The following is a 13,945-nucleotide window of genomic DNA, read 5'->3' as shown; positions in this document are numbered from 1 at the left end:
TTAAAATGATTTTATAAATATGAAAAGGAGCAGATGTGCGTTATATTGATGTAAAAGAAGTATTGAAAATCATGAAGGGATCAGAGTATCCAGGTGCAGACCAATATAATGCATATTTATCTATTGATGAGTTGCCTTTTCATGTAAGAATAGGATATCAAAAGACAGGCTTCGGAAAAAAGGCCTTTCTATACTGCCCTAGATGCGCCCATAGGCGTGTAAAGCTTTATCTGTGCGGTGGAAAGCTATTATGTCGAGATTGCCTTCCGTATTCCATTTACAGTGGTCTTACACATACTACAAAGGGTGGAAGCAAATACATAAAATATAGAATGCAGCGATTTGCTGCAAAGAATGGAATTATTTTAAAAGGTCCGTTTCATTATTACATCTACCCAAAGCCAAAGGGCAAGAATGATGATGCATGGGAAATGATTCTGAAGAAGCTCCAGGGATTGGAAAATATGCGAATCCAGGCACTTTCTTTCAATAAGAGATATTCTGAGAAAACAATAAGGAGTGTGATGCAGGGCAAGAATACTTTACTTTATGTCCTTGACTTGTATGACATTGATAAATACTTCTATAACTGGGATAAAGGTTATATAGATTTTCCGGGGAATCCAAATGATATAGAGGTGTCGGGAATTTTTAGTAATGCGAATGCATACCAAAGTGTTGTACTAAAATCATCTTAGTATTTTGTATTTTTGAAAAACAACTCAAATGGTGAAAATAGCCTTAAATGCTGAATTTTCGGTTGTTTTATATGCAACGATAGCATGTAAACGCAACGCCAAAAGCACAACGCAACGTTGCGAACGTTCGGTATACTCGTGGCGGAAAATTCCGCTGCCAGATTAGGAGAGTAAACGGACTTTGGCTCAAAAATGAGCTTATTTTTTAAGATATATTAAATTGATGATGTTGGCGTATTAAAGGGGGATTATAGGCTTTTAAAGGGAGTATAGTGCGAAAATCCCTTATTCTATGCGGCCGGCAGAGAAAACAATATAGCGAAAATCGAGGTGATAATATGCAAAACATTACAATTAAAGCAGGAGTAACAGAACAATACTTTGTAATCATGGCATCAGTGTTTTATTTGGAAGAGACAAAGAACTATGAGGGGATATTACTGTTAAAGGAGAAAGGAAAAGAACAAGCCAGATATGGGGCAAGTGATATCAAGATACAGTCAAAATGCAAGGAAACTGCGTTTAAGCAGCTGCGGCAGATTGCGGAGATGTACCCACCAAAACAAGATTTAAAAGTTATAGATGCTACAGGAGGTTTATAAAATGAGTGATATTGTAGAGAGATACCGCCTTTCGCTATTAATGAAAGAAAAGGAGAACGGCGGTAAAAAGAAAAAGCTTCGATGGAATACTCCGACAGAAGTACGGCGTTCCCTGGCAAAGATTAATAACATGGTACTGAATGGGGAGATCACGGCAAAGGAAGCGAATTCAATTTTTTATTCGGCTAATCTGGTTCTGAAAGCGTTGGAGCTGGAACTACAGTTTAAAACGGGGCCCGGAGGAGTTACAACGGCTGCTGCAGGTCTGAGCCGAAAATAAGGCTGTGATGCAATATTTTATTTATGAGAATATTTTTGTAAGAAGCAAAGCGGAATAGAACGGAAAATTCCGTTGTACTGATATCGGTTTTCAAAGTTGACTAAGGACTATTACTCTTGATTGATTTCCCACTTGTGGAGAAAAGAATCCAAATCAAGTGAGCCGAAAATTCGGCTGAGTGAAGGACAACGCAATTTTGCACAGTAAGGAAGAAGGGGGGCGGCAAATTGACGTTCCCTTCGGGGTAGTGCCAGTAGACGAGCGTAGGGGCTGACAACATATAGGAAAGTTATTTGAACTTATATCTATGAGGGAAAAAGGCTTAGATATAGTGGTACAATTCTCATGTAATAGTATTTAAATAAATTTTAAATTAAAGGAGAAAACCACAATGAAAAAATGTCACGTGCAACAACGAGCAGATGAATTAAGAATACTTATAGCTACAGTAAAAATTAAGTATAAATTTACGAATGCTCAACTGGCCAAGAAGCTCGACACCCCTCTTAGTACCTTCAATTACTGGAAGACACATATAGAAAGATTCCCGGTCGGAAAGGTATGGTTATTGGAGGTGTTGGCAGAGAAATAAGTATATAGGTGAGGAGTCCTTGTGCTTTAAGGTACGGGGGTGTACTGTACAAGGAATTTCTATATTGGATTAGGACAACGCAGTTTTTTATAGTCTAAATAAAAGGACGGCTAAATTTTGAGCAGTCAGGGTGGAGAATTCCACTCTAAAAGGGAGCCGTTTTATAAATAAATTACCAGAAAGCAAGGTGATATTATGGAAGATACAATAACCACTGTTGGTACACTCGATCCCTGGAAAGCTTTTGAGGCCCTTGGAAGGATCATCGGTGATAAGTATGGGGTGGAAGTCAAATTATTGAGCCTCAGAGATAAGAATGAATCTGAAAAAGAAAAGTCCGGCTGTAACCGGGAAAAGTAATTGCACATTGAAATTGGATATGTTACCATTGTGACATGGAACAATCGTGTTACAGGGTGTGTTGACCTCATTCTTTAATAGAATGGGGGTGATGCTAATGAAGTTCGACTTTAAAGATCTTATGACCTTTGGTCTTTTCCTTCTGGCATTACTTACGTTCGTTTTTACGTTTAGTAAGTAGCAATACATAAGAAAAACCACCCTGATACTTGACCGGTACGGGTGGCTTCTCTATCCTAATTCGGGTCAACCCCTTGTGGGCGGTTGTTCCTTTTGTAGTTTCAATATAGCATATCTAAGGCATTGTTGCAATGGTTTTCTTTATTTACATGTGAATGAGAAAAATAAAAAACACGAATTCCATAAGCATATCTGGAGCAACATTTTAGGCCTATTCTTTCTCGTCTGGTACATATTTCACTAAATGCTTATATTCCAAAAAATCCGCATGAGAGCTGGTCCACTACAATAGCAGTTTTGCTTTAGTCTATTTACAATTTACCAACCTGGTTGTAAATAACACTCATATTTCTTCTATTGTTTATCAAATTGCAAAATAAGTACATGACCCATTGCATTGAGAATTTTACTGGCATCCTCAAAACCAAAGTTTTTTTTATTAAGAAGCTTCGTGAGACCTTGAGGAGTAATATTTAACTTTTCAGCTATTTCTCTCTGAGATACATTATTTTCTAACATGAGTTTTTTAATCTCAATGATAATTTGATCATTGCTTTGGTATATAATTGACATTTTAATTCCTCCTGGTTCTTTATATTATGATTATAACCTAATATTGGTTATAAGTCAAACAAAAAAGCATAGAAATAATAAAAAATGTATTATAAAAAGGTTGACAAATAACCCGAAAAGGGTTATGCTGTAATTACAGTAAAGGAAACAACAAAGCACCGATAACCCCGAAATGGTTATGAAATTCCAGTCAATATACCTGTGAGTGAGTAACGGCAAAACTAATAGTCGGGAAGATTACAGGAACGGTGCAAGGATTCAATTCCGGTGAGGAGATGCCAATGCTGGCGAGCAATAGTCAGGATGAATCCACTTGAAGGAAAGGAGAATTGCAATATGGGAGAAAGAGCTATTGAAAACAGAGTGAAAAAGCTGAAAGCAATCGAGGAGCAGATCAAAGCACTGGAACTGGAGGCAGACAAGCTAAAGGTGGAGATCAAGAAGGAGCTGGAAGCCAGAGGAGCGGAGGAAATGCAGGTAGGAAACTTCCTTGTAAGGTAGAAGCGTGTTATAGGCAACCGATTTGACAGCAAGGCATTCAGGAAAGAGCATGAAGCCCTTTACATCCAGTACCTAAAGCAGACAGATGGTAACGCTTTACCGTAGCATAACAGTCCAGGTAAGCGCTCAGGACTAATAAAAGAATAACTGGCAGCAGCGAGTAACGGCAATTACTTTTAACTGCTGCCGGACCACACACCAAAGTAAAAACCCCATGCATCGGCAAACGCACAGGGCTAATAAAAAAATATAACCCGATCACACACCATGCAAAAGGGATATTTTGATTATAACACAGATTTATCCCTTTGCAAACTGTAAAAGAGAGGATTTCGAAATGAGTAAATCAGATGAAAGAATTGTGGAGCTCCTTAAATCACTAACGTGTTACAGTGTGAAGGAACTTGGAATCATGAGAGAAATGTATCTTAAAGATATAGAACGTGTTGCTGATAATGGTATGTTTGAGAAGCTGAAGTATTCAGGGAGAAAATGCTTTGATTTTGCTATTAGAATCAAGATGGAGGAGTCGGGGGAAGAGTTGAAAAGCACCATCGGTATTAATGCTGATGTAGTAGATACTCTTGTCCAGTTTCCAGAGGAAGAACGGGGTATTTGAAATGAATAAAGAAGATAGATTAGCCCGAAAAATGATTGAACAATTATTTGGATTAAGTATAGAAGAACTAGAAACTCTTAGGCCTCTATGGTTAAAACAAGTCGAGCATTCTGATCGTAGCGTGGAAATACAGGAATGTTGTAACGGACTTATTGATCTGGTCATTCAATGTAAGCGGGAAGAATTGGGGGAAGATTATGCAGAAAATGATTCTTGTGCCGGTTGAGCAGTACAATCGCATGATAGATAGCTATTATGAAGCAAGGGAAGAATTGGTAGAGCATAATAGATCTTTGGAACCAGTAAAGCACTTTCGAGAAAATCCGTGGCGTATTGAAAGAGTAATAAGGCTCCTAATGGAGATGGATGAGGAAGCATTGGATCGTGTATATTATTTATCTTTGGGGGTTTCAGGAAAAGCAGTTTGATGTTGAATAATGTTGAGGAGGGCAGTAGATAGTGTTTTTAGTTGCTGCCTTTCTAAAAAGGAGTGAGAAGATATGGCATTAGATAAGAACGGAAAGACGTTACCGAAAGGAATTACCCTGCGCTCAGACGGTAGATACATGGCCCGTTTCCAGTATGATGGAGAGCGGTATACTATTTATGATATTAATATCAAAGACTTACTGGAAAAGATGGACAACATGAAATATGAGCTGAAGCATGGAATTTTCTGTAAGCCCAAAGAAATTACGGTTTCTGCCTGGTTTGAAACATGGTTGGAGCAATACAAGAATAATACGAGCAAAGCCTCAACAATCCAGACTTATAGGCAATCTTACGCAAGTTATATTAATCCGATCTTGGGCAAAAGAAAAGTGACAGATATTCAGCCGCAGGTTTTACAGAAAATCATTAATGATCTTTACAAGAAGGGATTCTCCAAGTCTAGAGTTAATTTTGTATTTGTTATATTGACAGGAATGTTTAATCAGGCACAGAAGAATAAGCTAATAATAAATAACCCGGCTGATGCTCTGGTATTTCCCAAATACAGGAAAAAGGGTCAAAGTGAAAAAAGGGTAATGTCACTGGAAGAGCAGAAGTTATTTTTGAAATATGCAAAAGATTCCGTATACTATGATTTTTACGTCATGGCTTTATCAACGGGAATGCGTGTCAATGAGATAACCGGCCTGCAATGGTCCGATATAGATTGGAAGAATAAGCTGATCCATGTAACAGGGACCCTGGTATATCTTCGTGAGGGATCAGGCCGGTACAAGGATAGCCCGAAGACAGAGAGCAGCCGGAGAGATATACCGATGCTTAATAATATAGAAGAACTTCTGAAAAATATCAGGCATAGGCAGCTTGAAAACCGGTTAAAACTGGGCGAAAAATGGAAAGAAGAAGATAACCTAAAGAATATGGTCTTAACTTATGAAGATGGCGGAGCATTTTGGGATACGGGGATCCGGGTGGACATGAAAAAAATCGCCAATAAGATCAAGAAAGATGGTATAGAATTCGATCCAATAACCCCACATACCTTACGCCATACATTTGCCACAAGAGGCCTGGAACAGGGAATTCCATTAAAGGTCATGCAGGTGATCTTAGGCCATAGCAGCCTTGCCATGACTGCAGATTTATATTCGCATGTACTGCCCGATACGAAAGCCGAGGAAATGAAAAAGATCGAAAAAATACTGTAAAAAAATAGAAGTGGTGTCAAAGTGGTGTCAAGTCAAAAAAAGAGGACTATCCAAATTATTTTGGAAGCCCTCTTTTTCCTTGTAAATAAAAGGTTTAAAGCAGATAACGGGAATCGGACCCGCCTCCTCAGCTTGGGAAGCTGATGTTCTACCAATGAACTATATCTGCATATTCTCATTCGATACGTTTTACATTATAGCATAGGGTGTTGGAAAAGTTCAATACTTTTTTATGAATTTATCAAAATAAATGCCAGAAACTTGCCAAAACTGGAAAAGGCATTGTATAATGGGAAATGATAATACCAGATGTGGAGGAGTAACATGGCAAAAGCACAGTATAATGCGGATAGTATTACCGTATTGGAAGGCCTTGAGGCGGTTCGAAAACGTCCGGGCATGTATATAGGCAGTGTTGGGACAAAGGGATTGAACCATTTGATTTATGAGATTGTAGATAACGCGGTAGACGAGCATCTTGCCGGTTTTTGCAGTCAGATATGGGTCACCCTGGAAGCAGATGGATCCTGTACCGTAAAGGATGCTGGACGAGGAATTCCGGTAGAGATGCATAAAAAGGGAATATCGGCAGAGCGAGTCGTACTGTCTACCCTTCATGCAGGCGGTAAATTTGATAATGACGCCTACAAGACCAGCGGCGGCCTACACGGAGTCGGTTCCTCGGTTGTGAACGCCCTGTCTGCCCACATGAAAATTAAAATATATAAGAATGGTCTGATTCATTACGACGAATATGAGCGGGGCATACCAACGGTAGATCTGGTGGATGGCCTGCTTCCCACGTTAGGAAAAACAAAGGAGACAGGAACAGAAATCAACTTCCTGCCTGACAGTGAGATTTTTGAACGGATCCGTTTTAAAGCGGAATGGTTAAAAAGCCGTCTTCATGAAACCGCGTATTTGAATCCGGAGCTTCATATCACCTATGTCAACAAAAGGCAGGGAGAAGAGGAGACCGTCATTTATCATGAACCGGATGGAATTATCGCTTATGTAAGGGAGTTAAATTCCGGGAAGGATGCAATTCACGATCCGATTTATTTTAAGGGAACCCTGGATAAGGTTGAAGTGGAGGCTTCCCTGCAGTTTGTGGATACCTTTGAGGAGAATATCCTTGGCTTCTGTAACAATATTTTCACCCAGGAAGGGGGAACCCACTTAGCTGGATTTAAGACCCGCTTCACTCAAATGATCAATAACTATGCAAGAGAACTGGGTATCTTAAAAGAAAAGGATGCCAACTTTACAGGAGCCGATACGAGAAACGGTTTAACAGCCGTGGTGGCAGTAAAGCATCCGGATCCCATTTTTGAAGGACAAACTAAGACAAAGCTTGCAAGCGCTGATGCCACAAAGGCGGTATTTACTGTGGCAGGAGATGAGCTTCAGCGATATTTTGACCGAAATCTGGAAGTCTTAAAAGCAGTGATCGGCTGTGCGGAAAAGTCTGCAAAGATCCGTAAAGCAGAAGAGAAGGCGAAAACCAACATGCTTTCTAAGTCTAAGTTTTCCTTTGACAGCAACGGGAAGCTGGCAAACTGTGAAAGCCGGGACGCCAAAGAATGTGAAATTTTTATCGTAGAGGGAGATTCTGCGGGCGGTTCTGCGAAAACGGCCCGTAACAGGCAGCATCAAGCCATTCTTCCGATCCGAGGAAAGATATTAAACGTAGAAAAGGCCTCTATGGACAAGGTTCTGGCCAATGCGGAGATCAAGACCATGATCAATACCTTTGGCTGCGGCTTTTCAGAAGGATATGGCAATGATTTTGATATTTCAAAGCTGCGGTATCATAAAATCATTCTTATGACCGATGCCGATGTGGATGGAAGCCATATCGACACCCTTCTTCTCACCTTTTTATACCGGTTTATGCCGGAGCTTATTTATAACGGACATGTATTTATTGCCATGCCGCCTCTGTTTAAAGTGATTCCAAAGCGGGGAGCAGAACAGTACCTATATGATGAAAAGGAGCTGGAGCGCTACCGCAGAACCCATACGGGAGAATTTACCCTGCAGCGGTATAAGGGACTTGGAGAAATGGATGCAGAACAGCTGTGGGAAACCACTCTGGACCCTGAAAGGCGGGTGCTGAAACAGGTGGAAATCGAGGATGCCCGTATGGCTTCGGAAATAACTGAAATGCTCATGGGAAGTGATGTGCCTCCAAGGCGGCAGTTTATCTATGAGCATGCGGATGAAGCTGAGATTGACGCGTAAGGAGAAGGAGTAATGGCAGAAAAAATCATTAAAACAGAGTATTCCGAGGAAATGCAGAAGAGCTACATGAATTATTCCATGAGCGTAATCACAGCCAGAGCGATCCCGGATGCAAGAGACGGATTAAAGCCGGTACAGCGGCGAGTATTATATGACATGAGCGAGCTTCATTTAAATCATGATAAGCCCCACCGGAAGTCGGCGCGTATCGTGGGTGATACCATGGGTAAATACCATCCCCATGGAGACAGCTCCATTTACGAAACTTTGGTAGTCATGTCCCAGATATTTAAAAAGGGGATGCCTCTGGTCAACGGCCACGGAAACTTTGGTTCCATTGAGGGAGACGGGGCGGCAGCCATGCGTTACACGGAAGCCAGGCTGGAAAAATTTGCGGAAGAAGTCTATTTAAAGGACTTAGATAAGACGGTCGAGTTTGTTCCAAATTATGATGAAACGGAAAAGGAACCGGAAGTTCTTCCCGTTAGGGTTCCGAACTTACTGATCAACGGGGCGGAAGGGATTGCGGTAGGCATGAGCACCAGCATTCCCCCCCACAACCTTGGTGAAGTGTTAGATGCGGTTCGTGCGTATATTGACAATCCGGATATTTCCATTCAGGAATTAATGGAGTATTTACCTGGGCCGGATTTTCCCACTGGCGGTATTATAGCTAATAAAAGTGATCTACCTGCCATTTACGAAACCGGTGCAGGAAAAATCAAGCTCAGAGGCAAAATAGAAGTGGAGCTTGGAAAACGAAAGGCAGATAAGGATAAACTGGTAATCACTGAGATCCCCTACACCATGGTGGGAGCCGGAATCAATAAATTTCTGATCGATGTGGCAGACCTGGTTGAGAGCAAAAAGCTTACGGATGTGGTAGATATTTCCAACCAGTCCAACAAAGATGGGATCAGGATTGTTCTGGAGCTGAGAAAGGATGCAGATGTGGAGAAAATCCGCAACATCCTTTATAAGAAAACAAAGCTGGAAGATACCTTTGGAGTCAACATGCTGGCCATTGCAGGCGGGCGCCCGGAAACCCTGGATTTAAAGGGAATCCTTAAAAACTACCTGGATTTTCAATATAAAAATGCTACCAGAAAATATCAGACCCTTTTGGAAAAAGAGTTAGAGAAGAAAGAGATCCGGGAAGGCCTTATAAAAGCTTGTGACGTCATTGACTTGATCATCGCAGTTTTGAGAGGTTCCAAGAACTTAAAAGACGCAAAGAACTGTCTGATGACCGGGGATATCTCCAATATTAATTTCCGGGTCAAGGGATTTGAAGAGGATGCGAAGAAGCTGTGCTTTACGGAAAAACAGGCGGGAGCCATTCTGGAAATGCGTCTTTACAAGTTGATCGGCTTAGAGATCCTTCAGTTGGAAAAGGAGTATAAGGAAACGCTTGCTAAAATCGCTGAATATGAAAAAATCCTGTCCAGCCGCAAAAATATGGATGCAGTCATTAAAAAAGACTTGGACAATATCAAAGCCGAATATTCGACTCCAAGAAGGACTCTTATTGAGGATGGCAGGGAAGCAGTTTATGAGGAAGACGCAGTCGCCGTATCAGAGGTCACCTTTGTCATGGACCGTTTTGGCTACTGTAAGGTGCTTGATAAGAATACCTACGAAAGAAACAAAGAAACCATTGAAACAGAGAATCCTTATGTGGTAAACTGTCTGAATACGGATAAAATATGTATCTTCACCAATACAGGAAACTTACATCAGGTGAAGGTCCTGGATATCCCAGGCGGCAAGCTGCGGGATAAAGGGACACCTATAGATAATTTAAGCAAGTTTGATGGGGCAAAGGAAGAGATCATACACCTATGCCATGCACAGAGCTTCAAGAACCGTAAATTTTTATTCGCTACCAGACAAGCCCTTGTAAAACTGGTACCGGGCGAGGAATTTGAAACAAATAACAGGACTGTAGCGGCTACTAAGCTTCAGGACGAAGATGGGGTCATCAGCGTTCAGGTTGTGGAAGGACAGACGGATGTGGTGCTGCAGACGTCGGCAGGCGTATTTTTACGTTTCCAGACGGAAGAGATTCCTGAGATGAAGAAGAATGCAAGAGGTGTGCGGGGAATCAAGCTGGCGCCTGGTGAAGAACTGGAGACTGTATATCTTTTAGGCGAGGATCCTATCATTCATTACAAGGAAAAAGAGGTCCATTTAAACCGGCTGAAGATCGGAAAACGTGACGGAAAGGGCAGCAAGGTACGCCTTTAATGCTTGGCTGCAGCATACACTTTTAAGAAATGTACGCCCGTGGCGCACAAATGTATTTTTCTGACGAATAAATATTGATTTTTTTTTCACTTTGTTATAGGATAGTTAAGAATTTAGCATATGATAAGAATACAAAATGAAAAGAAAAGAGGAGAAAGCGATGGAAAAAAGATTGCGAGTTGGCGTTTTAGGAGCAACCGGTATGGTGGGACAGAGATTTATTTCTCTTCTGGAGAATCATCCATGGTATGAGGTGGTGACAGTGGCAGCAAGTCCTCGTTCTGCTGGCAGAACTTATGAGGAAGCAGTGGGCGGCCGCTGGAAAATGACCACTCCAATGCCTGAGGCCGTAAAAAATCTAACTGTCATGAATGTAAATGAAGTGGAATCAGTTGCCGCAAGTGTTGATTTTGTTTTCAGCGCTGTGGATATGACCAAGGAAGAAATAAAGGCCATTGAGGAAGCATATGCAAAGACCGGAACACCGGTTGTATCCAATAACAGCGCCCATCGGTGGACACCGGATGTTCCTATGGTGGTGCCTGAGATCAATCCTGAGCATTTTGAAGTCATTGAGGATCAGAAAAAGCGTCTGGGCACGGACCGTGGATTCATTGTGGTTAAACCCAACTGCTCGATCCAAAGTTATGCACCTGTTTTGACCGCCTGGAAGGAATTTGAACCATATGAAGTGGTGGCTACCACCTATCAGGCAATCTCCGGAGCCGGAAAGACCTTTAAAGACTGGCCGGAGATGGTAGAAAACATCATTCCTTATATAGGAGGAGAAGAAGAAAAGAGCGAGCAGGAACCTCTTCGCCTCTGGGGAAAGATTGAAAACGGAGAGATCGTTAAAGCCAGTGAACCGGTCATCACCTGCCAGTGCATCCGGGTACCCGTATTAAATGGACATACGGCAGCTGTATTTGTAAAATTCCGCAAAAAACCTACCAAAGAGGAATTGATTGACCGCATGGTGAATTTTAAAGGCCTTCCACAGGAACTTGATCTTCCTAGTGCTCCCAAGCAGTTTATACAGTATCTGGAAGAGGATAACCGTCCCCAGGTAACTCTAGATGTGGATTTTGAAAAGGGAATGGGAATTTCAGTAGGACGTTTAAGAGAAGATTCTGTTTACGATTATAAATTTGTGGGTCTGTCCCACAACACGGTCCGCGGTGCGGCCGGCGGTGCAGTTCTCTCAGCAGAGCTTTTAACCGCAAAAGGATATATCAAAGCCAAAGAATGATTGGATCATAGAGCTCTCGACCTTCCGGGAGAGAGCTTTAAGTAAAAAGATATATGGAGGAAGGAAAATGGCATACAAGAAAGAGCTTTGGGGAAACATGCCCGATGGAAGGGAAGTGTATTTGTATACACTGGTAAATAGAAACGGAGTTTCCGCTTCTTTCACTAATCTGGGTGCAGTCTGGGTCAATATGAATGTGCCTGACAGGGATGGGAATGTAGTTGATGTGGTTCTGGGATTTGACAGTGCGGATGAGTATCTTATAAACCCGCCTCATTTTGGAGCTCCCATCGGAAGGAATGCCAACCGTATTGCAGGTGCGAAATTCACCATTAATGGAAAAGATTACAAACTGGAGCCCAATAATGGACCTAACAATCTTCACAGCGGCCCGGATCTTTACCAGAGCCGTCTTTGGGACAGTGAGGCGGAGGAAAATGACCTTGGAACCAGTGTCAGCTTTTCTCTCTTTTCGCCAGATGGAGATCAGGGATTTCCTGGGAATGCAAACATTACAATAACCTATACACTTACACCGGATAACAGCCTTGATATTTCCTACCATATGATCTGCGATGCAGATACCGTAGCAAACTTTACCAATCACAGTTATTTCAACCTGGATGGACATGATGGCAAAGATACCTTGAAGCAGCGTGTCTGGATAGATGCAGATACATATACAAGGGCAGATGAAGGCTCGATTCCCACCGGGGAGTTCACCCCTGTTAAGGGAACCCCTATGGACTTCACTGTGATGAAACCCATTGAGCAGGATATCCATGAAGACTATGAGGCACTGGTATTCGGCGGAGGTTATGATCATAACTGGGTCTTAAACCATCCGCAAGGTGAGGTTTCCCTGTGTGCCGCATCGGAATCAGATAAGACAGGCATCCGGATGGAGGTTTATACTGACCTTCCTGGAATACAATTCTACACTGCGAACTTCTTGAAAAATATGACGGGAAAAGGCGGAGCGGTATATGAAAAACGTTGCTGCTATTGCTTTGAAACCCAGTATTATCCTGATTCCGTAAATAAACCGGAATTCCAGTCTCCAGTCTTAAAAGCCGGCGAAGAATATAAGACAACAACCATTTACAAGTTCTCAAATATCAAATAGTAATGAGCAGATAAAATAAACCAGGGACGCAGGAGACTGCGCCCCTGCTCTTATGTGAAAGGACATCTAGGTGTACATATGAATAAACAGGACGGAAAAGGGATTAAGGCATTATCTGCCTTGGGTCTGATTATTACAACCATCATATGGGGCAGCGGCTTTGTTGTGATGAAGAATTCGGTGGAAGTGGTTACTCCGGTTTACTTGCTGGCTTTACGTTTTACCATTGCTTCTGTTGCGCTGGTAGCTGTATTCTGGAAGCGGATAAAAAAGATCAATCAATCGGATCTGATGTGCGGCGGACTTTTAGGCGTATTTTTATTTGTCAGTTATCTTTTTCAGACCTATGGACTGAAATATACCACTGCCAGTAAAAATGCCTTTATCACCACATTGTACGTAATCCTGGTTCCATTTCTCCATTGGTTTTATAACAGAAAAAAGCCTTCCCGAAACAATGTGGCGGCAGCAGGAATCGCAGTGCTGGGACTTGCGCTGTTGTCCCTGGAGGGAGACCTTTCCGTGAATATTGGGGATTTGATGACTTTGGTATGCGGCTTTTTCTTTGCGTTTCATATTGTTTTTATTGACCGTTATACCGAAGACCATGATCCCATTATCCTGACTGTGATCCAGATGGTCCTGGCTGCAATCTTAAGCTGGGCAATTGCTCCGTTTTTGGAAGGTTCCTTAGATTTAACCGTGATTGACACTTCTATGATGACCGGTTTGTTATATCTGGGTATCTTTTGCACGATGATCTGTTTTCTTCTCCAGAATGTGGGACAAAAGCATTTGACTCCCAATACTTCCTCCATTATTTTATCCTTTGAAGCTGTATTCGGCCTGATGTTTTCCGTTCTGTTTTTGGGGGAGCAGGTGACGATAAAACTGGCGGCAGGATGTGTGCTGATGTTCGCCTCCGTCATCTTATCTGAATATAAAAGGAAAGGTTCCGCGAACGCATAGTTATCAGAAAGATTTGCCATTCATGAATTTTAGTGTTATAATGA

At 41.9% G+C, this 13,945-nt stretch carries 15 protein-coding genes and 1 tRNA gene; 14 read left to right on the top strand and 2 right to left on the bottom strand.

Going from position 1 to position 13,945, the window contains the following annotated elements; genetic code table 11:
* Positions 1–35 precede the first annotated feature (35 nt).
* The 4 genes from ACHZES_RS03600 (at position 36) to ACHZES_RS03585 (ending at position 2,532) form a co-directional block, all read left to right on the top strand.
* Positions 36–698, top strand: coding sequence for a hypothetical protein (locus ACHZES_RS03600; RefSeq protein WP_404820324.1), 663 nt, complete (start codon positions 36–38; stop codon positions 696–698).
* A gap of 338 nt (positions 699–1,036) precedes the next feature.
* Positions 1,037–1,300 carry a hypothetical protein gene (locus ACHZES_RS03595; RefSeq protein ID WP_395547888.1) on the top strand — a complete coding sequence of 88 codons (264 nt, stop codon included), beginning with the start codon at positions 1,037–1,039 and terminating at the stop codon, positions 1,298–1,300.
* A gap of 1 nt (position 1,301) precedes the next feature.
* A complete protein-coding gene (locus ACHZES_RS03590) occupies positions 1,302–1,580 on the top strand; it encodes a hypothetical protein (RefSeq protein WP_395547889.1) in 279 nt (92 codons plus the stop codon).
* Positions 1,581–2,367: 787 nt separating this feature from the next.
* Positions 2,368–2,532: a hypothetical protein gene (locus tag ACHZES_RS03585; protein WP_395547890.1), complete on the top strand. Its 165-nt coding sequence runs from the start codon at positions 2,368–2,370 to the stop codon at positions 2,530–2,532.
* A gap of 534 nt (positions 2,533–3,066) precedes the next feature.
* Here the strand turns inward: ACHZES_RS03585 and ACHZES_RS03580 are convergent.
* Complete coding sequence (locus ACHZES_RS03580) at positions 3,067–3,285, bottom strand: helix-turn-helix domain-containing protein (protein WP_395547891.1); 219 nt, start codon at positions 3,283–3,285, stop codon at positions 3,067–3,069.
* Between the two features lie 336 nt (positions 3,286–3,621).
* Here ACHZES_RS03580 and ACHZES_RS03575 point away from each other — a divergent pair, with 336 nt between their 5' ends.
* The 5 genes from ACHZES_RS03575 (at position 3,622) to ACHZES_RS03555 (ending at position 6,066) form a co-directional block, all read left to right on the top strand.
* Positions 3,622–3,786 carry a hypothetical protein gene (locus tag ACHZES_RS03575; protein WP_395547892.1) on the top strand — a complete coding sequence of 55 codons (165 nt, stop codon included), beginning with the start codon at positions 3,622–3,624 and terminating at the stop codon, positions 3,784–3,786.
* A gap of 337 nt (positions 3,787–4,123) precedes the next feature.
* Complete coding sequence (locus ACHZES_RS03570) at positions 4,124–4,405, top strand: hypothetical protein (protein ID WP_395547893.1); 282 nt, start codon at positions 4,124–4,126, stop codon at positions 4,403–4,405.
* A gap of 1 nt (position 4,406) precedes the next feature.
* The gene (locus tag ACHZES_RS03565; RefSeq protein WP_395547894.1) at positions 4,407–4,631 is read left to right on the top strand and encodes a hypothetical protein; all 225 of its coding nucleotides are present in this window, start codon (positions 4,407–4,409) and stop codon (positions 4,629–4,631) included.
* Positions 4,603–4,833 carry a hypothetical protein gene (locus ACHZES_RS03560; RefSeq protein WP_395547895.1) on the top strand — a complete coding sequence of 77 codons (231 nt, stop codon included), beginning with the start codon at positions 4,603–4,605 and terminating at the stop codon, positions 4,831–4,833. The genes ACHZES_RS03565 and ACHZES_RS03560 overlap by 29 nt, the downstream gene beginning before the upstream one ends.
* Positions 4,834–4,905: 72 nt before the next feature.
* Entirely contained in the window at positions 4,906–6,066 is a 1,161-nt protein-coding gene (locus ACHZES_RS03555; RefSeq protein WP_395547896.1) for a tyrosine-type recombinase/integrase, read from the top strand.
* A 98-nt stretch (positions 6,067–6,164) separates the two neighbouring features.
* Here the strand turns inward: ACHZES_RS03555 and ACHZES_RS03550 are convergent.
* Positions 6,165–6,235, bottom strand: a tRNA-Gly gene (locus tag ACHZES_RS03550).
* Between the two features lie 155 nt (positions 6,236–6,390).
* On the opposite strand from ACHZES_RS03550, the gene ACHZES_RS03545 reads away from it, so the two are divergent.
* From ACHZES_RS03545 to ACHZES_RS03525, 5 genes are all read left to right on the top strand, one after another.
* The gene (locus ACHZES_RS03545; RefSeq protein WP_038281760.1) at positions 6,391–8,310 is read left to right on the top strand and encodes a type IIA DNA topoisomerase subunit B; all 1,920 of its coding nucleotides are present in this window, start codon (positions 6,391–6,393) and stop codon (positions 8,308–8,310) included.
* Positions 8,311–8,322: 12 nt separating this feature from the next.
* Entirely contained in the window at positions 8,323–10,557 is a 2,235-nt protein-coding gene (locus ACHZES_RS03540) for a DNA topoisomerase (ATP-hydrolyzing) subunit A (RefSeq protein WP_395547897.1), read from the top strand.
* A gap of 160 nt (positions 10,558–10,717) precedes the next feature.
* Positions 10,718–11,806, top strand: a complete 1,089-nt coding sequence (gene asd, locus ACHZES_RS03535) for an aspartate-semialdehyde dehydrogenase (RefSeq protein ID WP_395547898.1) — start codon at positions 10,718–10,720, stop codon at positions 11,804–11,806.
* Between the two features lie 67 nt (positions 11,807–11,873).
* Positions 11,874–12,932 carry an aldose epimerase family protein gene (locus ACHZES_RS03530; RefSeq protein WP_038281765.1) on the top strand — a complete coding sequence of 353 codons (1,059 nt, stop codon included), beginning with the start codon at positions 11,874–11,876 and terminating at the stop codon, positions 12,930–12,932.
* A gap of 78 nt (positions 12,933–13,010) precedes the next feature.
* Positions 13,011–13,901: a DMT family transporter gene (locus ACHZES_RS03525; protein ID WP_038281767.1), complete on the top strand. Its 891-nt coding sequence runs from the start codon at positions 13,011–13,013 to the stop codon at positions 13,899–13,901.
* Positions 13,902–13,945 lie beyond the last annotated feature (44 nt).

It is taken from the genome of Lacrimispora sanguinis (assembly GCF_044987295.1).
GTDB classification, from domain to species: Bacteria; Bacillota; Clostridia; order Lachnospirales; family Lachnospiraceae; genus Lacrimispora; species Lacrimispora celerecrescens_B.
Note: the sequence above shows the minus strand (reverse complement) of the source record. Positions and strands in the feature narration are given on the sequence as shown.